This window comes from Dictyobacter kobayashii, assembly GCF_003967555.1.
Lineage (GTDB): Bacteria > Chloroflexota > Ktedonobacteria > Ktedonobacterales > Ktedonobacteraceae > Dictyobacter > Dictyobacter kobayashii.
In genome coordinates this window covers 1,890,826-1,916,371 of sequence record NZ_BIFS01000001.1, presented here as the reverse complement: position 1 = coordinate 1,916,371, position 25,546 = coordinate 1,890,826, and the positions used below count along the sequence as shown (strand labels likewise).

24 protein-coding genes are annotated in these 25,546 nt (G+C 49.7%); 11 read left to right on the top strand and 13 right to left on the bottom strand.

Features of this window, described 5'->3' with window-relative positions:
* Window positions 1-125 precede the first annotated feature (125 nt).
* Window positions 126-1,835, bottom strand: coding sequence for a DAK2 domain-containing protein (locus tag EL645_RS08375; protein WP_126549598.1), 1,710 nt, complete (start codon window positions 1,833-1,835; stop codon window positions 126-128).
* A gap of 23 nt (window positions 1,836-1,858) precedes the next feature.
* Complete coding sequence (locus EL645_RS08370) at window positions 1,859-2,254, bottom strand: Asp23/Gls24 family envelope stress response protein (protein WP_161977227.1); 396 nt, start codon at window positions 2,252-2,254, stop codon at window positions 1,859-1,861.
* A gap of 217 nt (window positions 2,255-2,471) precedes the next feature.
* Between EL645_RS08370 and rpmB the strand changes: the two genes are divergently transcribed.
* Window positions 2,472-2,669, top strand: a complete 198-nt coding sequence (rpmB, locus tag EL645_RS08365; protein ID WP_126549596.1) for a 50S ribosomal protein L28 — start codon at window positions 2,472-2,474, stop codon at window positions 2,667-2,669.
* A gap of 145 nt (window positions 2,670-2,814) precedes the next feature.
* Here the strand turns inward: rpmB and rlmN are convergent, their stop codons facing one another.
* Window positions 2,815-3,972, bottom strand: a complete 1,158-nt coding sequence (rlmN, locus tag EL645_RS08360; RefSeq protein WP_218031787.1) for a dual-specificity RNA methyltransferase RlmN — start codon at window positions 3,970-3,972, stop codon at window positions 2,815-2,817.
* Between the two features lie 375 nt (window positions 3,973-4,347).
* Here rlmN and EL645_RS08355 point away from each other — a divergent pair, with 375 nt between their 5' ends.
* Window positions 4,348-5,847, top strand: a complete 1,500-nt coding sequence (locus EL645_RS08355) for an MFS transporter (RefSeq protein WP_126549594.1) — start codon at window positions 4,348-4,350, stop codon at window positions 5,845-5,847.
* Between the two features lie 115 nt (window positions 5,848-5,962).
* Here the strand turns inward: EL645_RS08355 and EL645_RS08350 are convergent, their stop codons facing one another.
* On the bottom strand, window positions 5,963-7,780 hold the full coding sequence (locus tag EL645_RS08350; RefSeq protein WP_126549593.1) for a glycoside hydrolase family 2 protein: 1,818 nt from the start codon (window positions 7,778-7,780) through the stop codon (window positions 5,963-5,965).
* Between the two features lie 78 nt (window positions 7,781-7,858).
* On the opposite strand from EL645_RS08350, the gene EL645_RS08345 reads away from it, so the two are divergent.
* Complete coding sequence (locus EL645_RS08345; protein WP_126549592.1) at window positions 7,859-8,242, top strand: AraC family ligand binding domain-containing protein; 384 nt, start codon at window positions 7,859-7,861, stop codon at window positions 8,240-8,242.
* Entirely contained in the window at window positions 8,187-8,696 is a 510-nt protein-coding gene (locus tag EL645_RS08340) for a helix-turn-helix domain-containing protein (RefSeq protein ID WP_161977226.1), read from the top strand. The genes EL645_RS08345 and EL645_RS08340 overlap by 56 nt, the downstream gene beginning before the upstream one ends.
* A 45-nt stretch (window positions 8,697-8,741) precedes the next feature.
* On the opposite strand, the gene EL645_RS08335 is transcribed toward EL645_RS08340, so the two are convergent.
* Both EL645_RS08335 and tgt read right to left on the bottom strand, forming a co-directional pair.
* Window positions 8,742-9,578 carry an Rmt family 16S rRNA (guanine(1405)-N(7))-methyltransferase gene (locus tag EL645_RS08335; RefSeq protein WP_126549590.1) on the bottom strand — a complete coding sequence of 279 codons (837 nt, stop codon included), beginning with the start codon at window positions 9,576-9,578 and terminating at the stop codon, window positions 8,742-8,744.
* On the bottom strand, window positions 9,562-10,701 hold the full coding sequence (gene tgt / locus EL645_RS08330; protein WP_126549589.1) for a tRNA guanosine(34) transglycosylase Tgt: 1,140 nt from the start codon (window positions 10,699-10,701) through the stop codon (window positions 9,562-9,564). The genes EL645_RS08335 and tgt overlap by 17 nt, the downstream gene beginning before the upstream one ends.
* Window positions 10,702-11,126: 425 nt before the next feature.
* Between tgt and EL645_RS08325 the strand changes: the two genes are divergently transcribed.
* Complete coding sequence (locus EL645_RS08325) at window positions 11,127-12,599, top strand: TldD/PmbA family protein (protein WP_218031786.1); 1,473 nt, start codon at window positions 11,127-11,129, stop codon at window positions 12,597-12,599.
* A 1-nt stretch (window position 12,600) separates the two neighbouring features.
* Entirely contained in the window at window positions 12,601-13,941 is a 1,341-nt protein-coding gene (locus tag EL645_RS08320) for a TldD/PmbA family protein (protein ID WP_161977225.1), read from the top strand.
* Between the two features lie 194 nt (window positions 13,942-14,135).
* Here EL645_RS08320 and EL645_RS08315 read toward each other — a convergent pair whose 3' ends face one another.
* Window positions 14,136-15,569, bottom strand: a complete 1,434-nt coding sequence (locus EL645_RS08315; protein ID WP_161977224.1) for an IS4 family transposase — start codon at window positions 15,567-15,569, stop codon at window positions 14,136-14,138.
* A gap of 307 nt (window positions 15,570-15,876) precedes the next feature.
* Here EL645_RS08315 and EL645_RS08310 point away from each other — a divergent pair, with 307 nt between their 5' ends.
* The 4 genes from EL645_RS08310 (at window position 15,877) to EL645_RS08295 (ending at window position 20,755) form a co-directional block, all read left to right on the top strand.
* Complete coding sequence (locus tag EL645_RS08310) at window positions 15,877-16,422, top strand: CvpA family protein (protein ID WP_161977223.1); 546 nt, start codon at window positions 15,877-15,879, stop codon at window positions 16,420-16,422.
* A gap of 56 nt (window positions 16,423-16,478) precedes the next feature.
* Window positions 16,479-17,315 carry an IS5 family transposase gene (locus EL645_RS08305; protein ID WP_126548740.1) on the top strand — a complete coding sequence of 279 codons (837 nt, stop codon included), beginning with the start codon at window positions 16,479-16,481 and terminating at the stop codon, window positions 17,313-17,315.
* A gap of 140 nt (window positions 17,316-17,455) precedes the next feature.
* Window positions 17,456-18,808: a GTPase HflX gene (hflX, locus tag EL645_RS08300; RefSeq protein ID WP_246035316.1), complete on the top strand. Its 1,353-nt coding sequence runs from the start codon at window positions 17,456-17,458 to the stop codon at window positions 18,806-18,808.
* Window positions 18,809-19,129: 321 nt separating this feature from the next.
* Window positions 19,130-20,755 carry a methyl-accepting chemotaxis protein gene (locus EL645_RS08295; protein WP_161977222.1) on the top strand — a complete coding sequence of 542 codons (1,626 nt, stop codon included), beginning with the start codon at window positions 19,130-19,132 and terminating at the stop codon, window positions 20,753-20,755.
* A gap of 11 nt (window positions 20,756-20,766) precedes the next feature.
* On the opposite strand, the gene EL645_RS08290 is transcribed toward EL645_RS08295, so the two are convergent.
* The 6 genes from EL645_RS08290 to upp form a co-directional block, all read right to left on the bottom strand.
* Window positions 20,767-21,018, bottom strand: a complete 252-nt coding sequence (locus EL645_RS08290) for a tetratricopeptide repeat protein (RefSeq protein ID WP_126549584.1) — start codon at window positions 21,016-21,018, stop codon at window positions 20,767-20,769.
* Between the two features lie 209 nt (window positions 21,019-21,227).
* Window positions 21,228-22,046, bottom strand: coding sequence for a M55 family metallopeptidase (locus EL645_RS08285; RefSeq protein ID WP_126549583.1), 819 nt, complete (start codon window positions 22,044-22,046; stop codon window positions 21,228-21,230).
* Window positions 22,047-22,573: 527 nt separating this feature from the next.
* Window positions 22,574-22,972, bottom strand: a complete 399-nt coding sequence (locus tag EL645_RS08280; RefSeq protein ID WP_161977221.1) for a response regulator — start codon at window positions 22,970-22,972, stop codon at window positions 22,574-22,576.
* A 181-nt stretch (window positions 22,973-23,153) separates the two neighbouring features.
* A complete protein-coding gene (locus EL645_RS08275; RefSeq protein WP_126549581.1) occupies window positions 23,154-23,570 on the bottom strand; it encodes a response regulator in 417 nt (138 codons plus the stop codon).
* A 136-nt stretch (window positions 23,571-23,706) separates the two neighbouring features.
* A complete protein-coding gene (locus EL645_RS08270; protein WP_126549580.1) occupies window positions 23,707-24,144 on the bottom strand; it encodes a hypothetical protein in 438 nt (145 codons plus the stop codon).
* A gap of 50 nt (window positions 24,145-24,194) precedes the next feature.
* Window positions 24,195-24,707, bottom strand: coding sequence for a uracil phosphoribosyltransferase (upp, locus tag EL645_RS08265; protein ID WP_218031785.1), 513 nt, complete (start codon window positions 24,705-24,707; stop codon window positions 24,195-24,197).
* A 546-nt stretch (window positions 24,708-25,253) separates the two neighbouring features.
* On the opposite strand from upp, the gene EL645_RS08260 reads away from it, so the two are divergent.
* Window positions 25,254-25,544 (top strand): DUF503 domain-containing protein, encoded by a 291-nt coding sequence (locus EL645_RS08260; protein WP_126549579.1) that lies wholly within the window; start codon window positions 25,254-25,256, stop codon window positions 25,542-25,544.
* The last annotated feature ends 2 nt before the right edge of the window (window positions 25,545-25,546 follow it).

Here is a 25,546-nt window from a genome sequence, read left to right as displayed (position 1 = left end):
CGCAGCCGGGTCAATTCAATGAATGCTGCGGGCCACTCTCTGCTGGTTTTTGGCCAAACCATTAAATAAATTCTATTGTTTGGGTAGAACAGGAGAGGATATATTCCTCGCCCTTATTAAGTATATTATTCAACAGAGATAATATACGCATAGTAAGGTTGGCCACCATTCACAACTTCTATCTCAAGTTGCGAATGCTCTGTCTTAATGCGCCTGGCAGTCTCTTGCGCTTGTTCCTCTGTGACATCCTCACCATAATAGACCGTGACAATTTCGTACGTGTCAATGTTCATACGCTGTAGCGTGTCACTCAAGGTCTCTTCCATGCGTGAATTAGCCACGGAAAGGTTGCCATTGATGACTCCAATGAAATCACCCTCACGGACGTGCAGGGTTCCCAATTGAACCGAGCGTACGGCTGTGGTGATTTCAGCAGTTTGAATGGTGCGGGCGGCCTCTGTCATCGTCTGGCAGTTAGTGGCAAAATCTGCTTCATAGTTGGTACTGATCAAGGCTGCGATACCCTGTGGTAGGGTTTTACAGGGAACGACATAGACTTCCTTATTGCTCAGTCCAACCACCTGCTGGGCACTCAAGATAACATTGCTGTTATTTGGCAGGATAATGATTTTCTGGGCTGGATTTTTCTCAACCGCATCCAGTAGCTCTTCGATGCTGGGATTCATGGTTTGTCCACCCGAGACGATGGAACTGACTCCCAGGCCACGGAAGACTTTTTCGAAACCTTCACCAGAGACTACCGCTACAGTGGCAATCTGATCACCGGCAACCGGTTCCTGTGTATTTTGCTCATCATCGGCGTGTTCAGCCTCGCTCTCAGCCGCGTAAGTAAGGCTCTGCTCCTGCAGGTTTTCGATGTTGATATCGAGCAGGCTGCCCAGGCCAACGCCATAGTCTAAAATCTTGCCCGGCGTTAAGGTGTGGGTATGTACTTTGAGCATCGTCTCATCGCCAGCTACCACTGTTGAGACTCCGCCCATATCGATGATTGTCTGGCGAATAGATTCCACATCCAGGCTGGTGCCACGGAGAAGAAAGACGACTTCATAGCCAAATTCTTCCTCGATAGTGACGCGCCCCTTTTTGACATGAGTTTCTTCGTGGGAGATCGGGGATGGAATTGAGATGTTCTCGCCAGTTGTGCCACTGGTCGCTTCTCCGCGCATATAGCGCAAAACACCTTCCAGAATAGTGCAGAAACCCTGACCACCAGCATCTACAACGCCAGCCTGTTTCAGGGTTGGTAGGAGATCAGGGGTATGAGCAACAGCCCGGCGAGCAGCCGCAACAATATCCTGCATTTCAATGACCAGGTCATTCTGATGTTCCGCGCTATGCTTTGCCGCCTCGGCGACTTCACGCACCACGGTCAGAATGGTACCCTCAACGGGTTTAATAACCGCGCGATAGGCTAGCTCTGAAGCCTTCTGAAAGGCTTCAGCCAGGTCTTGAGCATTAAATGTCGCTTTATTTTCCAGGCCAGCGGCTATACCGCGTAATGTTTGCGATAGAATAACGCCTGAGTTTCCACGTGCCCCCAACAATGCATCATGGGCAACCTGCTTGGCGATGGCTCCCGCCGACTTCTCTTCGCTATTAGCGATATTGCGAATGGCGGATTTCATCGTCGCTGCCATGTTTGATCCCGTATCGCCATCGGGTACCGGAAAAACATTAAGTGCGTTGATGGTTTCACGATTTTCTTCTAGCCATGCCGCGCCGGCTAAGATCGCTTTTCTTAAATCTTGTCCATCAAAGACACTAATGCGTCTCGACCGTTGACGTAGTATTGGGCGTGGTGTTGTTTCCTCCATAGCCGCTGTGCTACCTCTGTCCTTTATTTCTTTTCTGTTGATCCTGGACCATGGATAAGTCCCTGGACATTAACATTAACTTGTGTCACTGGAGTGCCGAGCATTTTCTCGACCGAGAATTTGACGGCGCTCATAATATTATGTGCAATTTCAGAAATACGCAACCCATATTCAAGTGCCACATATACATCGATAATAAGTTGATCATTGAGTATCTGGAGTCGTACCCCTTGATTGCTTTGCTCGGGTGAAAGGAGCACAGCTTGCCCATTGCGCAAGTGTGGCGAGGCAATGCCCAGGACGCCATAGCAGGTCAGGGTTGCTTCAACTGCGATGGAATGGATGGCGTTGGGTAATACTTCTATTTTCCCGAGAGGGTGTGAGCCGTGTTGCGGCTGTATAGCAGATGCTTTTGGCATACGCATGTGTCTTCTCTCTTGCCAAAATAGCCAATATCGGTTATACTCGCATAACATGTTTGGATTATCCAAGCGGTGCACGCACGAGTTTTCTTGATGCAGTATACCAGAGGCTTCAAGGATAATCAAGTAAACGAATACAGGGCAAAAATAAGCGCCTTCCGCCAAGGAAGGAATTATTTTGTGTCCGTTGCATCTTTCGGGAGGAAGAAGAATAATGTCAGCAGGACGTTGTGATATCTGTGAGCGTAAGCCAATGTATGGCAACAATGTTCCCTTTTCGCAGCATCGCACACGCCGTCGTTTCGTACTAAACGTGCAGCGCCGTCGTATCGCGATCAATGGTACCCCTCGCATGGTCAATATCTGCACCCGCTGCCTGCGTACCATGAGCAAGCTGCCAAAAGAGCGCTAAGTTCACATATGCATCAGTTAAGCATCAAAGGAACCCCTATAATAGATGATAGCTGCCAGCTTTGCTGGCACTATACTAAATACCTATTGTAGGGGGCCTCTTTGTGTGTGCAGAGATATATTTGATAGCTATATCTCTGCTTTTTTTATTGTGAGACAACTGGAATAGCGGCAGTTTTGCGGCTATTCTCAAAGCGTGTACGTAGCTGCCCACAGGCGGCGGCGGCAATATCATCTCCTCGTTCTGCCCGCACACTATTGCTAATGCCACGCTCAAAGAGAATATTGCGGAAGGCACGTATGGCATCTGGTCCAGGGGTCTGGTAACTGGCAGAGGTGGCGTTGACAGGAATACAATTCACATGTGCGAATTGCTTCAATGGTGCCAGGAGCGCGGCCAGTTTTTCCGCATATTCCGCTGTATCATTGACCCCTGAAAGCAAGACATACTCAAAAGTCACCTGCCGTTTGGTAGTAGCAATATAGTCTTTACAGGCTGCCAGTAGCTCGGTTAATGGATATTTGCGATTGACCGGCATGGTCTGGCTGCGCAGTTCATCTGTTGGTGCATGCAACGAGATCGCCAGATTAATCTGAAGGTTTTCCTGGCTCAATTTGCGGATAGCCGGCGCCAGGCCAACGGTCGAGACCGTCATATGGCGAGCCCCCAGATTGAAGCCATCGCTGCTATTCAGGATGCGTAAAGCCTGCAGGACATTTGTATAGTTATGTAGCGGCTCTCCCATACCCATCAGCACGATATTGGTGATATGATCGATTGGCGCGCTGCCAGGCAGTCCCGCGGCGGTCCAGGGGGCGGCCTGTAGCTCACGGGCAAAGAAAAGGACCTGGGCCACAATTTCACCCGCGCTCAAATGGCGGTCAAAGCCCATCTGGCCGGTGGCACAGAATGTGCAGCCGAAGGCACAGCCGGCCTGGCTGGAGACACAAACGGTGGCGCGAGAACTGCTCTCACCAATAGGCGGATAAAGCATCAACACCGATTCGACCAGCTTACCATCAGATAGCTCTAGTAGAATTTTGCGTGTGCGATCATCTTTAGAATGCAGTTCACTACGAATAACTGTTGGTCCAATACATGCTTCTTCAGACAAGCGCTGGCGCAGTGACTGCGGCAGATTAGACATAGCCGAGAAGTCGTTTACAAGCTGGCGAAAGAGCCAGTTATAGATTTGTTTGGCGCGGAAAGGTGCCTCGCCACGTTCTTTGAGCCACTCTTGTAGCTGTGGCAGCGTGAGCGCGAGGAGATCCGTCTTTTTTTGTGTTTGAGAAATCGGTGTCATGGTCATGCTCCTGATTATAGCACGAATTGGCTATGGCTGTAATAGCTTTGTATTTTACATGCTGCTAATCTTTTATGCCAGCGGATTAAGCAGGTGACGCCGGGCATCTTTCTCTGTACGCGCTGAATCCTTTCTTTACCTTCTCTTCCAAACCCCTACCACACATTTTTAGATCCATATGTTCTTACCCTTAAAGATACCATGCCACGTCGTAAAAGCGGAAAAGGTCTAGAAAGCTATGGATGAGAGAAAAGATAGGCCATTTGACAGGTCTCCCTGTCTCACTTTTGCTTATAATCATACGTATACCGAATATAGGGGATCATTCCGGAAAAGTGCGAGCAAAATTTATCATGGAAGAGAGCCAAATGCTATATGTCGATTCCTACCGAGCAGACCGAAAAAACTGCGAACTCTGAGCCACAGGCGAATATGGCGAGCTTTCGCCATGTATTAAAAAATCGCAACTTTCTATTATTGTGGATTGCACAACTTATCTCATTAACTATTCTGAATGCAGCGAACTTTGGTTTGATCGTGCTGGTCAACCGACCACCTAATGGCGCATTTATGGCCGGTCTGGCGATTATCGCTTTTACCTTACCGGCGATACCTTTTAGTGCCATTGCAGGCGCGATTGTGGATCGCATTGATAAGCGCCTGGTGCTATGGGTAAGTAATCTGTTGCGCATGGTGACCATGTTATTGATGTTTGTGTCCGTATTAATTGATCGCTCAAACGTCTGGTCATTATTCGGGCTGATGTTTTTAACCTCATTGATTGGTCAGTTTTTTATTCCAGCCGAAGGAGCATCCATTCCTTTATTAGTGGGTGAGCGGGAATTGATGCCAGCTTTGTCATTATTCAATATTTCAATGACGCTGTCACAGGCAATTGGTTTTCTGGTACTAGGTAGTGTGGTTGCCAAACTTTTTCCTCCCTTTTCCTTTGCCCTGGCGCATCGCACCTTTCATGTTGAATCCACGGATATGCTCTTTGTGATTGTGGGGGTGCTCTACATTGTCTGTGTGGGACTTATCCTGGCTATTCCCAAGCAAGCTTTTAGTGAAGATCACATTCATAAGCACCATCATAAGCACGAGACCGATAATGCCTATTCGGCCGGCACGCAAGCTCTACATACCCTCTGGCGCGATATGGTAACGGGTTGGAAGATTGTGCGGGCGGACCGCTTGCTCTTCTTCTCAGTTATTCAGCTCTCGCTGGTAGGCGTGTTGATGCAGCTAATTGGCGAGCTGGCCGGAACCTTTGTGCAACAGGTCTTAAATCGTCCGCCAGAGGATATGTCGATCATCCTGACACCGGCGGCTGTTGGCCTGGTGGGTGCATCCGTTTTGATGACACGCTTTGTAGAAAAAGTCGGGCGCATGCGCCTGACAGTAATTGGTTTTATCTCGCTTGCGATTGGTTTTATCCTGCTACCAGGTTTAGAGTGGCTGGGTCATTTTATTAATCCTGCGCATGGAACCCAATCTCTGGGTATCCTGTTTGGGGTCATTCTGGTGCTGTTTGCTCTGGGTGTCGCGATGGCCTGTGTGAACATTCCGACGCAGACCTTGATGCAAGAGCGAGCGCCTGAGAGTGGGCGGGCACGTGTCTTATCCTTACAATTTATGATATATAGCGCAGGAACGATTCCTGTATTGTTGTTTGCCGGTGCTTTTACAACCCTGATTGGTTTTACTCCACTTATCTTTATTGTCTCTGCAAGCTTATTGATCTTCTGCTGGTGGGGCGTCCACTATATTAAGGGAGCTGATGCGCAAAAGGTAAATGTGGTAGCTGAAGAAGAGCAGAAACGTGAGAACCGTGAAAGCCAGGCGGATATTGATACCCATGAGGATGCGGGCTAGCGCGTTAGGTTTTGCTGATGATAGAGTATCCGGCTCTAATTGAATGCTTAATTAGTGAATAAAAAAGAGAGTAGCTGACAACGCGGCTGCTCTCTTTTTGTGTAATCCATGAAAATTACTTGGTGCTTTTTTGCGCTACCTGTTCAATAGCGGCTGGCCGTGATTGGATTGCATGAAGGCGGTTATTGTCAAATTTTGCCTGGCGATCAAAGGTAAAGATGCCGTTCTGCTCAACCGAGACATCGGTTAGCTGGGTGTAACAGTAGCCAAACATATGGGGATTATCCAGCAGGACATCGCAGAGTGCCTGAAAGCGCTTATAGAATTCTTCGTGGGTATCAGGGGCCGTGCCATAGCCCCAGCTGGATTTATTGTCGCCTTTTTTAACCTGCTCGCTCCACCAGATGCCACCAAACTCGCTAACAAAGTAAGGCTGGTTATTGTAAGGTAGTGACATATCGTGGCCGTCACGCAAATTAGTAAACACCTTGCCTTCTCCCACATGGGCGTGGCGCTCTTTATACTGCTCCAGATCGGCCCAGAAATCTTTGCCAGTCAGATAGTCGTGGGAATCATATACGTCGGCCTCAGGGACACGGTGGGCGTAGCCAGAGGCATCCAGCACGGGACGAGTGGTATCCATGGCTTTGGCGGCCAGGAACATGGCACGTGTAACATCATCCAGATTGGTAATTTTTTCCTGGCGATCATAGAGCGTCTCGTTAAGTCCACACCAACCAACCAGGGCAGGATGTGAATAGTCGCGCTCCAGTTCTTCCAGCCATTGAGCCACAAACGCAGATGTAAAGGTATTATCATCCTGCCAGGGGACACGCCCTTCGGAGCCCCAATCAGGGAATTCGCCCCAGACCAGGTAGCCCATTTTATCTGCATGATACAGGAAGCGTTCCTCGAAGACTTTTTGGTGGAGGCGCGCGCCGTTAAAGCCGGCCGCCAGGCTCAACTCGATATCCTGCTTAAGGGCTTCATCAGTTGGGGCGGTCAGCACTCCATCTAGATAGTAGCCCTGATCCAGGACCAGGCGTTGGAAGATGGCTTCATTATTGATTTTGATGGCGCGTCCATCGATTGTGACGCTGCGCAAACCAGCATAGCTGCGTGCGCTATCGATGATGCCGCCACTGGCGTCGAGCAACTCGATTTTAAGATCATAGAGATGGGGATCTTGAATAGACCACAGGTGACGCCGCTCGGCCGGAATCGCCAGGTCCAGCCGTGGCGAGAAATCCCAGTCGGCAGCACATTCAGCCTGAGCGACCACTCCATCTTGATCAGAAAGTTCGGCACGCAGGCGTAATCCAGGAGCGTTATTGGTGATTGGCTGTTCTAAGCGAATCAGGCTATTGGCGACGTCAGGTGTGATGCGTGGACGGCGCAGTGCATACTGTGGCACCGGCTCCATCCATACCGTCTGCCAGATACCAGTGGTACGAATATAGAAGCAGCCCCAATCGTAGTAGCGTTGAGATTGTTTCCCGCGCGGCTGGGCCGGGCGATGATCGTCACGAGCCCGCACTACGATGGTTTTGGTGCCACTGGCGGTGCCCAGATCACAGGTGAAAGGTGTAAAGCCACCACGGTGCCGACCTACTTCGATACCATCTACCCAGACGGTGGTGTCATAATCTGAGGCCTGGAAATGTAGTAAAATACGCTGACCTTCCCACTCACTGGGAATAGTCATACTGCGGCGATACCAGACAGCATTCATAAAGTCTTTATTGTTGATGCCAGAAAGCTCTGATTCTGGACAGAAAGGGACGGTGATGCGATCTTTCAGCTCACTGGTGAGGAGTCCGCGTTCCAGACCGCTATCGCTGTTATCAATTTCGAATTGCCATTCGCCATTAAGACATAGCCAGGCTGCGCGCTCGAATTGTGGGCGTGGATATTCTGATCGAGGGATGCTCATAAACGTACTTGCTCCTTCAAGAGACTGGTTGGACGTTCAACGTTGTATTTATAATACTCAAAAAAAGTGAGAAAATCCATGAGTTATTCCAACGTTGACCTTCGTGAAACCCACATTATCGGAGAACATACCAGCGAGAAAATTGTTAGTGCGCATACATGTCACGTGCTCTCTTTGCATCATATACTCCTGGCCGGCATATCATATGCAATTCCACCTTTTGCCTTTATACGCAATCGACCACCGGTGGGTCAAATCATGCTTTGTCTGGCCGGTCGAGGGCACGTCTGGCTTGATGGGCAATGGGTACTGAGTACGCCTGGAACTGCTTATGTGACGCCGCCTGGCGTTTTTCATGGCTACTATGCGTTCGAAGATACGCCCTGGCAACTGGCCTGGATCAACTATGAAGATGATGCGCATTCCATTATTACCGTGGTGCCCTGTCTTGCTGCAGGTTGAGCCGCAGGAGCTGTTTCTAGCGTTAGAGGGTCTTTACCATGAATATATGGGGATGGCTGAAGAGGCGGTCATGCAGCAGTGGGCACAATTGATACAGATGTATGCGCAGCGCATCATGGGGCTACAGATCTCCGATGTGCGTCTACAGCGCCTCTGGAAGCAGGTGGATGTTAACCTGGCTCATGAATGGAACTTAGAAGAACTGGCGGCTCTGGTAGGTATTAGCAGCGAGCATCTGCGTCGCCTCTGTCAGCAACAAATTGGTCAGAGTCCCATGAAGCAGGTTACGGCTATGCGCATGCGTCGAGCTATGGCCTTACTGAGCAGCGATTCTTATAGTATTGAAGCGGTCGCTTCACGCGTTGGCTATGAAAATCCTTTTGCTTTCAGTACCGCCTTTAAGCGCTATACAGGGGTTGCTCCTTCGCTCTATCGGCAGCATGGCAGTAAATAAGCGATGATTTTTATTTGTTCGGCGATTATATCTTGATTGCAGCTTTTAAGTTGTCTCTTGTTCGGTGTCAATCAGAAACACCAGCTCGGTTGAAAATTCTAGTTTGTGGATCTTCCAGTTGTCATCACTCACAAGTCGCTTAAAGTGCTCTTCATAGTAGCTGGCCATTCCTTTGCTTTTTCCACCCAGACTTTGAATAGGATAAGAGACAATGATGTGCCTGGCGTTGAGATTGTGGAGAAGTTGATGGGCGGCATTTTTATTTACCTGTTCCAGGCAAGGGAGCACTTTGAGCAACAAGGCCAGGTCTACAGGTTGGGTCGGACAGGTTTGAATCACATCGCGAGCTTGAGCCTGTCCCGCTATCTGCATGAGTTCAAAATAGGCTGCCAGAAAGTCCATCATATGTTGATAAATATCGTAGGCATAATATGTGGCGGGCGTCTCTGTTAGAGGCATCCAGGGGAGGGCGAGAGGATTGAGTCCGCAGGCGATATCCAGTATGCTTTGGATGGGCGGTAGCTGCTCGAAGAGAACGGTATAGAACTCATCCAGGATTGGTAGCCGTTCGCGGGTGGAGGCATGATTTTCCATGATTTGTCTGCAGCTCTGTTTGAGCTGAGCGGGTTGACCAGTTTTTATAGCCTCAGAAAGCTCTGCGAGCCACGAGGCCTGATTATCGCGACCATCCAGATAAGCCCCGCCGATCTGGTGAAGCTTATTTTTAGTGGCCTTTACCGCCTCTTTTAAGCTACGCCGTTTCCCCAGTTCCTGTGTACCAATAGCATTGATGAGCTCAGGACAAATATCTTTGTATTTGCTGCTATTGCTTACATCTGCTATAAGTTGTTCCAGGGCCAGCGCTTTATCTATTTTGAGCATGATAGAGCTCTCTTATGCGTTGTGTCAGCATGGTCATAAAACGTAGATTATGAATGGTTGCCAGGCGGAAAAAGAGTGTATCGTTAATTTTGAAGAGATGATGTAGATAGCCTGCCGAGTAATTGGTGCAGCAGAGACAATCACAAAACTCTGAGACTGGACGATCATTTTTGATGTACTTATCGTCATTTAGATAAAGATACGTGAACCATTTCTCGTCACTGGCAAAAGAGCTGGAGGCGCTGGTAAAGCTATAGAGGCGTGCATGGCGAGCATCGCGGGTTGGCATGGCACAATCAAAGATGCCATAGCCCAGGCGCGTTAGCTCCGCGATACTGCCTGGATGTCCCACACCCAGTGCATGCATCTGGTAGTGAGCGGGTATCAATTCACGGGTATAAGTGATAATATCGGTCAGCAGCTTGCCCTGTTTATCCAGTGGCCAGCCACCATAACCAAAACCATCGAAGCCAATCGCTAATAGCTCCTCTGCACAGCGCCGCCGTAACTCTTCCGAGCCACCACCTTGAATAACGCCAAAGAGGAGTGGACGCTTATCTGGCGTCAGCTTTTTCTGCTTGAGCAGGCGTTTGTACTCTTTTTTACTGCGTTTAGCCCAATCTATCGTGTGCGTCACGGCAGTGGCCTGGAAGTCGTAGGGAGCATCTACATGGGTACAGTAGTCCAGGCACATGATAACATCCGCATCATAGCTCATTTGAAGCTGGATCGCCTTCTCTGGTGTCAACTGAAATTTACGATCAGCCCCCTCGGGTTTAAACGTAATACCATCCGAGGTCAATGAGCCAAATTTTGCGTTTTGTTGGATGAGAGAATATGCCTGGAAGCCACCAGAATCGGTCACAATGGGACCTGTCCAGCCGCTCATAGTATGGAGTCCACCCAGAGATTGGATAGTGGATGTGCCGGGTTTTTGCATCAAATGAAATGTATTCATAACCAGTGCCTGGATCTGGCACTGGCGTAGATCGGTGGCATCGGTGGAGCGTACAACCCCCAATGTGGCATCTGGCATAAAAACTGGCAGATCAATGCTGCCATGGGGCAATTGCAAACTTCCATATTGTGGCTGTGTGGGCTGATTGGCTAATCCGGATTCCATGGTATTCCTTACTGCTTGTCTGATCTCTCTGCTTGTGCATCCAGCGAGCTAACTGTGTGATTTGAAAATAGTGAGGCTATTATAACATACATTGTGGCGCGCCTTCTGCTTGAGCATCTTAAAGCTCCGGTGATGGTTAACGCCAGTGGACAGTGCCACTAAAAATACGTACAATAAAACATAACGTCACAATAATAGTGCGGCAGAAGTACGGGTGCCACTTTACCGATGCGTCAATCTTGCGGATCGGTTGCTTCTGCCCATGTTTTTGGCTAATGCGCATTGTAAGCACAATAGATTCTAAAGCGGGAACAATAAAGAGCAGTAGGAGCAATTAGCGTTTATTGCGGATCTATTACTTTATGGACTCAATTTGAAACTAAGTGCAACTTGTGCTGGCTTGCATGAAATAGAAAGAGTACTACATGCGTGATCTTGCAATCAGAGCCATCAATGCAGCTCGGCAATTTGGGGCGAGCTACGTGGATGTACGCGTCATGGAGCGTACAACCGAAGGCATTGATGTCAAGAATGGTCGTGTCGAGGGCGTCTCCAGTGCGACAAGTAGCGGCTTTAATGTTCGTGTGATTGTAAATGGTGCCTGGGGTTTTGCCAGCAGTGCTCGGATGGATAATGCCGAGGCTGAACGGATTGCCCAGCAGGCAGTACAAATTGCGCGCGCGAGCGCCCTGGTCGCTGGTGAGGCTGTACGCCTATCTGATTTACCTCCACAAAAAGGTTCATACCGTACGCCAGTGCGCATTGACCCCTTTGCCGTGCCTCTAAATCAAAAAGTGCAATTGCTATTAGATGCTGATGCAGCCATGCGCAGCGTCAAAGGGGTTGCTATTACCAACGCGAATATGGAATATTCGCGTGAGCGCAAGTTCTTTGCCAGTTCCGAAGGTAGCGAAATCGAGCAAGAGCTCTTCGATACTGGAGCGGCCATCTCTGCTACAGCTGTAGACCCTGAAAGCAGTGAGATCCAGACCCGCTCCTATCCCAACTCCTTTGGTCGCCAGGCTGGTACCGTGGGCTATGAATTCGTTGAAGCAATGGACCTGGTGGACCACGGAGCCCGCATTGGTGAAGAGGCTGTACGTTTGCTGACGGCTCCTCAATGTCCCAGTGGTATTTCGACTATTATCCTGGATGGTCCACAGACTGCCCTCCAGGTGCATGAGTCCTGTGGCCATCCCATTGAACTGGATCGTGTGCTGGGTTACGAAGCGGGATTTGTCGGTAAAAGCTTCTTGACTACAGACAAGCTCAACAGCAACTACCGCTATGGATCGGAAGTGGTCAACCTGACGGCTGATGCTACGATTCCAGGAGCGTTAGGAACTTTTGGTTGGGATGACGAAGGGGTACCTGCCCAGCGTACGCCTATCGTCTCTAATGGCATCTTTAGCGGCTACTTAATGTCGCGTGATACAGCCCCTCTGATCGGATTGAGCAGTAATGGTTGTGTACGAGCTGATAGCTGGAACCGGCTACCAATGATTCGCATGACCAATGTGAGCCTGGAGCCCGGAACCTGGAAACTGGATGATCTGATTGCTGATACCGCTGATGGACTTTATATGAGTATCAACAAGAGCTGGAGCATTGACGATCGCCGTTTGAACTTCCAGTTTGGTGTCGAACTGGCCTATGAAATCAAAAATGGAAAGCTAGGACGCCTCTATAAAAATGCTACTTATACAGGAATAACACCCCGCTTCTGGGGTCTTGTGATGCCATTTGTGGCCCTGACGAATGGACCGTGTGGGGTACGCCAAATTGCGGCAAAGGTGAGCCAATGCAGATTATGCGCACCGGACATGGTGCGGCCCCGGCACGTTTCCGCAACGTGCAGGTCGGCGTTGGACGTTGGTCATAGAAATGGGAGTAAATAGCATGTATTCTGATGAGGCAAGCGTCCGCACACTGCTCGAAAAAGTTTTACACTATTCCCAGGCGGAGCAGACCGAGGTGGTTTTTAATGCCACAGAGAGTGCGCTTACCCGTTTTGCCACTAACCATATCCACCAGAATGTAGCGGAAAGCAATCATGAAGTGCGTGTGCGTGCCGTTATCGGCAAGCGTGTGGGTGTGGCTACCACCAATCGACTGGATGATGAGTCTTTACGCAAAGTCACGGCCCAGGCGCTTGAGATTGCACGTATCCAGCCTGAAAATCCTGAATTTTACTCACTACCCACGCCCGGCACTATTGTACCGGCTGCTGGTTATAGTGAGCGCACCGCACTGTTTACCCCCGAGGAGCGCGCGCGCCGTGTTGGTATTATCATCCGCCTTGCCAAAGAGCGCAAGCTGGAAGCTGCGGGAGCATTTTCAACCAACATCAATCATGTTGCCGTTGCCAACTCGTTAGGGATCTTTGCCTATGAGCCCCGTACGGACGCGGAATGCCACGCTGTAGTCATGGCTGACGCCCATGGTTCTGGCTATACCCAGCGCATGGACACCAACGCCGACAAACTGGACTTTGAGTTCATGGCACACGAAGCGGTCTCCAAAGCGGAGCGCAGCCGTAACCCCATCGACATCGAGCTAGGTGAATATCCCATTGTGCTCGATTCCTATGCTGTCTCCGATATGTTGCAAAACCTGATCTTCATGGGCATCTCCGCCACAGCGGTCCAGGAAGAGCGTAGTTTTATGAATGGTCAGTTTGGCAAGCAGCTGGCTAATCCCATGATTACCCTCTACGACGATGGCCATGATATAGCTGGACTGCCTCAAGCCTTCGACTATGAAGGCGTACCGAAGCAGCGGGTTAACATTATCGAGCGTGGCATTGCCAAAGCGGTTGTTTACGACTCCTTCACCGCCGCGCGTGAAGGCAAACCCAACACCGGCCACGCCCTACCAGCACCCAACAGCGAAGGCCCAATGCCATTGAACCTGATGTTAGAAGCAGGGGACGCCACGCTCGAAGAACTGATCAAAGGTGTCGATCATGGTATCTATGTGACACGTTTTCACTACACCAACACATTGCATCCAGTGAAAACGCTCCTCACAGGTATGACGCGAGATGGCACATTTCTAATTGAACACGGAGAGCTCACCCGACCCGTAAAAAATCTCCGTTTCACCCAGAGTATTCTAGATGTCCTACGTGGCACAACCGCGCTTGGCCGTGAACGCATTCAATACACAGACTATCTCACAGTTGTCGCTCCCGCCCTAAGGGCCACCAGCTTCAACTTCACCGGCATCACCGGCGCCTAAAGCGGAGAGGTGCAGGAGGGAGGGCCAGCCAGGCCCTTCTGCCGGGAACTGCAATCTCTCTAGGCGAGCCATCAAGAGAGAATACAAGGGCCAGCCAGAACCCTTCCGCCGGAGCCGCAATCTCTCTGAGCAGCCATCAAGCGAGGAGGTGCAGGAGGGCCGGTCAGGCCCTCCTGCCGGGGTCTGACTTTTTATCACAAATCTAGTTGATTCGAAAGGAGGGAAGCGAGTTGCATTCCCTGCAACACGTTCTGGATATACATCCACCCCAACCACAAGGTTTTCCATCCAGGTGGGCCATCGCCTTTGCGACCCAAGTAGCCACCATGACGTGCAATGCCATGCCAGCATTGCTGCACCGTCATGGTTTTTGCTGGATGCCCACTCAAATGAGCCACCACCAGGACAATATCAGTGGGTATCACTGCCCGTGCCAGCTCGTCAGGACATTGACGCGAAAGCACACGCAATTGCAACAAGCGCACGGCAATGGGGGCAATGATGCCCAGCAACGTTCGCAACCCCTCGTAATCCCGAATCTCTCGTTCTTCCATATGGCATCCCGTCTTGAGACCTTGGTGATAGTCCTCAACAATCCAACGCCTGCGATACCACTCGACCCGCTCTTGGGCTTGAGTTGCCGTGTGGGTGGGGACCGAGGTCAACAAGATCCAGTCCAAGGCTTCAACCCCTTCTGGGGGATCAGGTTCCCACACACGGATGACCCAGATCACCAGCGGACGCCACTGGTTGGCTTCCCGTGTGCGGGGAGGCAACAGACGCACGGGCTGCCAACTCACGGCCAAAAGGGCCTTGCGGGCCGGGTGTTTCTGGCTACTCTTGAGTTCCAGCCACATGCTCGACCGAATGGGCATCTGCTTGACCACCTCCAGCAAATGCAGCGTGGGGCTACGATGATGATGCGATCGTGGGGGCACCGGTGTCTCTCCTTGTTCCACCAACAGATCAATACAGCGATCTTCATAGGCCCGGACGAGAAAATCACACCCCTGCTCTCGACATTGGCGCATGAACGCAAAGATGTCACTGTAGCGGTCGCCCATATGAATCCATTGACTGCCAGCAGGAGGCGAGCCCAGGATGCGCACACTGCGCTCCCATACCTCCGATTCCCGTTCGCGTTTCCAGCGTTGTTGCTTGCTCTCTTTCTCAGGGGCTGGCTGGCGCAAAAAGGGTTCTTGATGAGCCAATCCCAACAACTGATCGTGCTGAGGTACAACAGCCAGGACGCTTTGCAACAGAAAGCCGTGATGCGTTCCGTTGCCAATGGGCCCCAGTCCACGCGTCGTAGGATGAGCCTGGTAATCCATCTCTGTGGTATCCTGAATCAACAAGACCTGTGCCTGCTGGTGGCATGCTTGCCGTGTGTGTTGCAGGTGGGGAGCAACCAGATGTTCATACGAGGTATGCGACGAATGCACAAATCGATAGGCCGCTTCCAAGCCCGCCGGGCTCAACACACCGGGCAGAGACGCTTGTGGATGCTGCGCAAGGTGGAACGCAAGATCGACGGCACGCTGCACACGACGTGGATCGCCCAGTTGGACCGAGCCAAAGGTGGCTTGAGCCCACTGCTGAGACGACAACAAGATTGCTGGAGACAACATCACCTTCTCCTTTCTTTTCGTTCTTGGTCGTTCCAATGGCATGTGCACCAAGAACCGTGGTTTTTCTGCTTCCACGATTCAACGACTAAAAATGTGATAAAAAGTCAGGCCGGGGTGCGGGGTGTCCCCGCTCCTCCTCCACTCTCTTCTGCCGCCGAAGGCGGCACCAAAAAACAAGTCCCAACAAATGGGATGTGACCAAACTCACATCCCATTTGTTACACACCCCCTTCCCGCGTTGTATCATTATGTATAATATAGACTCAGCCGTTTAACCTGAATACTTATGATCCGGGAGGATAAATCAATGTCGTTAAGCTGGATTGATATTCTCTTTCTTGCAACCGTTGCACTATTAGTCTTTAATGGCTTTCGCAATGGCGCTGTCTTTAGTCTGGTAAGCCTGATCGGTCTCCCGGTAGGTCTCTGGGTCGCATATAATTATGGCCCCCAATTTACCCGGATATTATCCTCAAATGGCATTCCAGCAACACCCCTCATCTCTTATATTGTGCTTTTCTTTGGGAGCGTTTTTGTAGTACACATCATCGGCAATTTCATCCGCGGAGCAGTCAAGAGCACGCCTATCATCAGTCAGGGTGACACCTTATTGGGTGGAGCGATTGGCTTTGTCGAAGCCTGGCTTCTCTGGCTACTGCTACTGATCGTACTAGGAGCTTTCCTGGGTAACCTGCAATCCTCGCTCATACAAGGCTCCGGCCTCGTACCAGGCTTAAATATCCATCTCGATCAATTACAAGGCTGGCACGACTTTTACAACCAGGCGGTCACCAACAGCTTATTCGCTAAAGTTAATGGCCTATTCATAAAATCCCTGCCCAGTTTGCCTTAGACCTTATCCGAAAACCAGTGATACAATACAGACAAAAAACGATGAGGTGAACAACGATGGTACGAACACGACCGTGGGAAGTCAGCGATGAACTGTGGGAACGCGTACGCCCCCTGATCCCAGAACGGCCGCCGCATCCCAAAGGCGGAAGGCCTGCAGCCGATGATCGCAAGATGTTTGCCGCCATCGTCTATGTGTTGCGAACCGGCATTCAATGGAACGCCCTGCCTCGTGAGTTGGGAGCATCCAGCACCGTCTATGACCGCTTCCGCGAGTGGGAAGCCCAAGGCGTCTTTGAGCGCTTGTGGCAGGCTGGCCTGCAACACTATGACGACTTGGTCGGCATCAGCTGGGACTGGCAGAGCGCCGACAGCTCGACCGTGAAAGCCCCTTTCGCCAGAGCCGCCGTCGGCCCCGCTCCCACCGATCGCGGCAAACAGGGAACCAAACGGAGCATTCTGTGTGATCGCCGTGGCTTGCCCCTGGCGCTGTGCATTGATGGGGCCAACCGCCATGATAGCAAGCTGCTTTTCTCCACCCTGGATGCTCTCGTCGCTGAACAACCAGAACCCACCGTGGAGCATCCTCAAAACCTGTGCTTGGATGCGGCGTATGATCATGAGGCAATCTATGGTGAGCTCTATGAACGAGGCTATGAACCACACGTGCGGCTCAACCGGAAGTACCACACGTGGTATCAGCCTCCCCAGGAAGAAGCCAACAGCCTGGAACCAGGAAAAACGCCGCGTCGATGGGTGGTCGAGCGCTTTTTCTCCTGGCTCAATCGGTGGCGCCGCTTGCTGGTCCGCTGGGAAAAGCTTGGTCAAACGTATCAAGCGTTCTTGCAGCTGGCTTGCGGACTCATTTGTTTTCAGTATGCTTCTCATCATTAGGTTTTCGGATAAGATCTTAGTTGAGTTAGATGAAACATAAAACTTGCTTTATTGCGGTCTAGTTCATACAATACACAATAGAACATATCATTCAATTGGATGAGCCTGGCTGGTTGTGATCCAGCGGCGTTGCCACGTGTTTGGTACTAGCAATAGACCGGAGGTCGCATACGACAAAATTTGAACATCTCATCGATACTGGTGTCAATAGTGGACCCGAGCGCGCCTATCTAGTAGCGGTTGATGCTACAAGTGCTGATAGTGTCTGGAGCGTCGAGGACTCGCTCAACGAATTGGGCGCGCTGGCCCGTACGGCTGGTGCTGAGGTTGTAGGTACAATGCGCCAGCGTCTGACGCATCCTGAGTCCGCAACCTATCTGGGAAAAGGACGTGTACAGGAACTTGTAGACATCGAGAAGCAACTTAATTGTGATCTGATCATCTTTGATGATGAGCTTTCTCCTACCCAGCAGCGCAATCTAGAAAAAATCCTCAATGCGCGCGTCATTGATCGTACTGCTTTGATCCTCGACATTTTTGCCCAGCATGCACGTAGCCGTGAAGGTATTCTCCAGGTGGAGTTAGCTCAGATGGAGTACCGTCTGCCTCGCCTTAGTGGCCAGGATGTAGAATTTACCCGCCAGGCGGGTGGATCTCGTGGTGCTACAGGAGGTGTTGGCGGTGCTATTGGTGTACGTGGCCCTGGTGAGACCAAGCTAGAAATTGATCGACGGCGTATTCGCAGTCGTATCTCAGAGCTAAAAGAAGACATCGAGGATGTACGCAAGCAGCGCGCGATTCACCGCCGACAACGAGCAGCCCAGGCCATGCCAGTTATCGCCGTAGTTGGTTATACCAACGCAGGCAAATCGACGCTCTTTAACACCCTGACAGAAGCCGGTGTCCTGGCTGAGAACATGCTATTTGCCACCCTTGATCCGGTAACTCGTCACATCGTTTTACCCAACCACCAGGAAATCTTGCTCACCGATACCGTAGGCTTTATTCATAAGCTGCCAACCAAGCTAATCGCCGCTTTCCGTGCCACGCTTGAGGAAGTAGTGGAAGCTGATATGTTACTAGAAGTAGTCGATATCAGCCACGAGAACGCAATCGAGCAGAGCGAAACGGTCACAGAGATCCTGGAAGAGCTGGAGGCCGCAGATAAGCCGAGGGTGACAGCCCTGAACAAAATCGACCTGGTTGATGATCCCGATGACGTCGATACCAGCCTGTATCCCAATGCAGTCCCGGTTTCAGCCCTGAAGAACCAGGGATTAGACGCCTTACTGGAGACCATCGCCCGCGTGCTGGCAGAGAGCATGGAAGAGGTGGATATCCTTATTCCTTATCGTAAAGGGGACCTGGTAGAGCTCTTCCATCGTCGAGGCAATATCCTGAAGGAAGAGCATCTAGAGGATGGTGTGCATATCGTTGGGCGCATCCATCGCACACTGCGAGGTTACTTCCTCTCCTACTCCATTGCCGAGTAGCCTGTACTCAATCCGTCCACTTTTGTCAGGCGACATACCCTCTTTGAAACTCCAATCAATGAAGTTTCAAAGAGGGTATGTCAGACCTGTTATGGCGTCCATTTTTCGGGTAAATTCTGGAAGGGCTACTAACTTGTCGACCCCGAAATGGTATGTTATCCTGCTGAATACAATCACTCTGATCTTCAATTAAAAAAGGCGCAAATTATGTCAGAACGGAAAACGCAATCAAGATATCGCCCTTTACGCGTCCGTATACGATCGAGCAGTGATCACACATCTCAAGGACGTGAAGTGGCTAGTGTTACCCAGGAGCACACTGTGAATCGTGAGACAGAGCAGACTTCTACTATCGCCAACTCTTCTGAAAAGGAACGATATATCCATCAGACCCGCGAACTGGTACGACTCTGTAGCCTGTTGCGTGCCGACCTGGACCTCGATGAAGTATTGCAACAGATCGTCGCCTCCACTGCAGCTTGTACTGGTTTTCGAGTCTTAAATATTAATCTGCTTGATCAGAGTGGCAAAATGCTTTCTTCTGCAGCCTCGATTGGCCTATCAGAAGCAGATGTTCGCACCTTGCGTGAGACTCCATTTCCCATTGAGTCATTTATCAATACAATGTTACCCGAATTTCGTATCAGTCAAAGTTATTTTATTCCTCATTCATCTTATAAAGAGGCTTTGGTTAATGTACCTGTTGTGATTGTTAAAGAAAAAGATAAAGATATATATGAGTCAGGTCAGTGGCATCCTGAAGATTTCCTTTCAGTGCCTTTATATAGTCCTCGTAAGCAAGAATTATTGGGCTATCTTTCTCTGGATGATCCTGAAGATGGAAAAGTTCCGACCGAAGAGGCCGTTGAGGTGATTGAGCTGTTCGCTAATCAAGCGGCGATCGCGATTGATAATGTGCGTATTTTTCATGAGCGCGAGGCCGAGCATCGGGCGCTGGAGGCGAGTGTAACAGCTTTAAGCGAGCAGATCCAGCTGCTCTCAAAGGGTGATATGCGGCCGCGTATCTCATCGCAGCATCCACGGTTACAGCCTGTCGCTGATACGATCAATTTGACGATCGATCGTATTAGCGCGATTTTACATGATATGCGGGCGGTGGCCCAGGCGGTGGATGCCCATACCCAGAACGTACAGCAAAATTCTGAATTGCTGGTGCACGATACGCATATACAGGAGAAGCAGGTCGATCAGATTTCGCGCACCATTAACGATTTCGCGCAAATGATGAACAAGATCTCTGAGCGGGCGGCCAATCTGTCGAAGACGGCCATTGATGGAGTAGATGTTACCAATGAGGCCCAGAACACAGTCGATCGGACCGTTGAGGGGATGAGCCTGGTGCGAGAGGCGACCTTGCAATCTGCGCGTACCATGAAGAATCTCAGTGAGAGTGGGCAGGAGATCAATGAAACCGTCGCAGGCATGAATGATTTAACGATGCGGATGCATCTACTGGCCCTTAACTCGGCGATCGAGGCTACCCGGGCTGGCGAACATGGCCAGGGCTTTACCGTTATTGCGCAGGAGATCCGTACACTGGCTATGAGTAGTGCCGAGATAGCGCGTAAGGTAAGTTCATATATCCATACTATCCAACAAGAGACGACCAAGGCCTCTCAAAGCGTGGAGCAGAGTACTCAGGAAGTGGTGAAGCAGACGGAACTGGTAATGCAGACGGGCGTTGCCCTGGATGCGATCGGGGTGGTGACGGATCAATTGACGCATTTGATCGATGGTATCTGTACTACGGCTGAGAGCCAGGTGCAGGGATCACAACTGGTGGTCTCCGCTATCACTGAAATTTTGCGTATGACGGGTGATGTCACCCGTCATATGCGCGAGATGCAACAATCTACGAATCGTCTGGTTGAATTTACCGATGCATTGCGCTCACGCCTGACTCGTATTCATCTGCGTGAGCAATAATACTATAGTTGTTAACACCGATGGCCCAGATTGCGTGCTGTTTCGTATGCGATCTGGGCTTCTGCTATGCGGCCCAATTGTTCTAGAACCTGGCCTTTATGATAATACAAAATGGCTTCACGTGGTGCCAGGACAATCGCCTGTTCGTAGGCGCTCAAGGCTGTTTCCTGCGCATCCAGGTCCACTACATCAAAAGTGTTTGTATCTGTAAAAAATGATGAATAGAGTTTGTTCATTTGGTGTGTGAGAGCAGGACTATGCATTGCCGCCCTTCCTTTTTTTCTTCCGCACTGTTCTGCTGATCGATAATGATCAACTTGTCCGTCCTACGTCAAAATATTATCAAGATGCAATCGTCAAGGCCGCTTACGCGCAGCCTACTATTTTATATTCTGATTGGGAAGATCGAAGCAGGTTAATCCTCCCTGATAGTCCTACAATTGCTGTGCTACGCTCGGGGTTGGTTGGTCTGTTAGTGTCTGTACCAGAAATGATCCCAGGCTTCCCAAAAAGTATCTCCGGTTGCCGAGACCATGCGTGGCCCCTCGATTTGCACGCCCTGGCGTCCAATGAAGCTATTGGCTCGTTCTGGTGTAGCCAGTTCAACCCGGAAAGTAACCGGGCCAGTCAGTTTATAAGGTTTGGGCCAGTTAGCTTTCTGGCTTAGCGCCTGGGCTACGCGCATCTCGATCAGGGCGCAGGCGTCCTGGGGAGCCAGATTGATGGACGTATAGCGCCCCAATCCCTTTTTGACCTGGGCTGTAACGATCTCTTCACCCAGGAGTGCCTTTACCTCGCGACAGGTAGCTTCATCGCCAGAAGCAAAAACGGCTGGAACGTTCCAACTGCCTGCAATCGCGGCCAGTATGCCACTTTCGCCAACCAGCGTATCGTTTATCCAGGCATTGTGCCATTCCTCAGTTGAGACCGTATGACAGAGAACACCATCAGGCGTACCGGCCATGGCATGCGCACCCACAAATAGAATGGCATCACAGCCACTTTCGAAGGCATCGATGTAACGTGCCCAGGGATATCCAAAGACATATTCCGCACCAGATTCCAGGCGTGAAGGAAGGAAGCTCTTAAAATTATAGGCTCCACCAGCCCCATGGCAATCGACCACAATAACTTCACTGGCTCCGGCTGCGCGCGCACCCTTTACAGCTGCATTCATTTCATCAGTATAGAGCTTACGACACTCTTCATAAAGAGCGGTCCCAGCAGTAACCTGCTCCCACGTTTCAATACAAGAGATGCCTTCCATATCACAGAAAATAACGACTCGCATGTATTCTCTCTTTCCTCTTAGTTGGGATTGTCCATTCATTCTTGTGCGCTTAAGATGTTTAGGGAACCATAAATACATCATCAAATACTATGCATCGCCCGTCTTATACATGCCTGGATGCGGTTTTCTTTTTGATTACATATATAATAACGGGTTATTCATACCCAGATTATGTCATTCTAGCCAATTTTCCTATGCGCTGAGACTGGGTAGAAGGTTCGTAGCACAATTCTTATATATTCAGCCTTCTAATTACCCTATATCATACCCCCATCGGCAGAACTGATAAAACAGGCATAGTACTTTCTAGCTTTATGCTAATTCAAACGATTATCTCTACAAATATTGAAATGTAATTGTAGAGGTAAAAATGCACTTATCATCTAAGCATAAATATTGATGAGTATCGAGGATAGCAGGGGAAATGGGGCAGGAGGATAGTTATCCTCCTGCTAATTTTATTTTGCATGCAGGAGAGGGAAGCAAAGTCATTATTTGCTAAGGCGGGGAATTCCGCATAATAGAATTTATGCTTCTATTATGTTTTCAATTTCTTTTAATAGATCGTCCAGTTCGAATGGCTTCTCTATATAAGGAAGGCGTAAGGTATCCAATTCCTTCTCTGAAAAATTTGCGCTCATAAAGAGAACAGGTGTATTTTCCAGCCCCTCAGTTGTATGTAGCAGATTATAAAGTTCCAATCCGTCCATGCCAGGAAGTTGATAATCAAGCAGGAACATATCGGGTTTGCGCGCACGAATTGCATTCAATGCTTTGAAAGCATCTATGGCAAGCACTGCTTGATAACGCGTCTCTTGTTGAATGGCATGGACGATGAATTCCCCGATATCTATATCGTCTTCAACTACGAGCAGCGATTTTACCGCCGTAGGTTCTTTCACTCCTGATGTTGGGTTGTTTAACATTCGTTTCCAACTCCTATTCCGAATCCGATAGAGAAATAAAGTCATATTAGGTACGTGGACAAGATCTATAGCGTTTCACTTTATGGAAAATTCAGGTAGGTTTGCAAAAAAAATTTTCGAGGTGCAGAAGATAAAAAAAATTTTTTACTCTTTACTTAACGTAGTCTATGCGCCAGAGATGTTAATTTGAAGAAGAAGCAGAATCCTCTGATAAACGCACCAAATCTTCAATCGTTTTTAGAAGCTCATCTAACTCAAAGGGCTTCTCCAGAAAAAGAATATTATTTTGTTTGATATCATCTTTTTCTGTACTGGCACTAAGAAAAATAGTCGGTACATTCTGCAAGCCGGTTTGCTGATGTAATTGTTTGTAAAGTTCGAAACCATTAATGCCTGGAGGCAAAAAGTAGTCGAGTATAAATAGATCCGGAATAATAGTTTGGATCACCTCTAAAGCCTCGTCCGCGTTGGCAGCAAGTATGGGTGTATACGTTGTCTCTTGCGAGATAACAAGGGAGAGGAACTCCCCATTATTAGGATCGTCCTCGACAATCAGTATTTTCTTTTGCTGCTGCATATCTACTGACCCTTGTGCCATTGGCTCATTACCTCCTTGCAATTTATGGATAGCAGGAAGCCAGGTTGGATTTTATCTTAATACAAATGTACGACATAATCCGTATCCTGGCTATCTATACAATTAGAAAAAGCGTACCAAAAGAATCATAGCACATTTAGCGTCGGCGTTTTTTTCGCCTTTTTCGCTGAGGTTCCTCGTATTCTCGATAGAAGCGTTTCCCAATTTTCCAGCCGAAGTAGCCACAGAAAATAACCGCTACGATAGCCACCACGAACATCACAATGCGGATCGTTGTACTTAAATTACTATGGAGCACACTGGCCAATGGATCAGCATAGAAACGACCAAAGATAGCCACACTTAAACTGAGCAACATCCCGATCATTGTCCCAAGGCAACAGCCAAGTGGGCCGCCATTGGTTTCCCCCTGTGCCTCTGGTGGTAGTTGTGAAAGAGAGGAAGGTGGGGGAGAAGAAGGAGATGTTGTATCAGACTCTGTAACCTTTTGAGGAGGAGTTGTTTCCTCCTCCTCCGCTGAATGTATTTTATCAACAGAATCTTCTGACGAAAACGAATCAGATGGCGTAGACACAGAAGTTAATCCTTTATATCTGTCAAAAACAGTTGTTCGGGCCAGCGGGACTAGAAAGTCCCAAACTGGCGATCTCCGGCATCTCCAAGGCCTGGAACTATATAGCCAATATCGTTGAGTGCCTCATCGAGTGCCGCGACATAAATATCGATATCAGGATGTGCCTGCGCAAGCCTCATAAGCCCATAAGGAGCAGCGATAATACCCAGATACGAGAGGCGTGGAATACCGCGACGCTTAAGAATATTAATAGCATCAATCGCCGAGCCGCCGGTCGCCAGCATCGGATCTACGGCATACACTACCTGTAAATCTACCTGGTGTGGCAGGCGATTATAATACTCCATTGCCTGCAATGTTTCCTCATCGCGGCGCAGCCCCAGGTGCCAGACCTGCACATCTGGAATTACCTGGCGAAATCCCTCGGCCAATCCCAGGCCAGCCCGTAAAATAGGTGTCACACCAATGCCACCTGCCAGGCGATAACCGGTTGTGGACTGTAGCGGTGTGTCAATCTCACTCTTTTCCAGTGCCAGCGTTTCTGTCGCCTCATACGCCAGCAACGCGCCGATCTCTTTCACCAACTGATAGAACTGAGGGGGGGTGTATTTTTATTGCGTAGCAGGGTCATTTTATGTGCCATCACAGGATGGGATGAAATATGTACCCGAGGAAGCTTTAGAACTTCCTCCCGTGTGGGTTGAGGCACGCCCTGCATGGGTAATTTCGATTTCCCCCCTTGTGGACTTGTTCCTAGCATGTTTCTACCCTCATTATAAATCGTATCAACTTTACTGAGAATTGTATCAGAGTTAGCCAGACGCGTCGAGTCTGCAATGATAAAGTTGGGAAAAAGTGGGGAGGTGCGGGAGGGGCGGCGAGCCCCACCTGCCGGGGTGTGGTGGCAGGCATGCTGGGGGCATGCCAGTCCCCACTAAATTCTTCCCCACTCCCGCCGCAGGCGGGAGTGTTGAGCTTTGTTTCTACCACTTTTTAAAGTGAAGACCATCGGGTGAGAGAGGAGGCCCTGGAAGAGCGCGCATGGCGCCCCAATAGTCCATTGGTCAAGTATAAGGGAAAGACAGCTCTGCATATGCTATACTACACCCATGGTTATAGCTGCAGCTGAAATTACATTGCATTTGCCGGCATGCCATTCATTAAAAGATAAACGGCAAATTATAAAATCTATTATGGCTCGTGTACGCAATCAGTTCGAAGTCGCTATTGCTGAAGTTGGAGATAATGATCTCTGGCAGAGCGCCAAAATTGGACTGAGCCACGTTAGTAACAGTAGTCAGCACGCTGACGAAGTACTTTCTCATATCAGGCGCTATATTGAAGAGACGCGCCCGGATATTGTGATCTCTGCTTTTGAAAAAGAAATAATTCACTGGTAAAT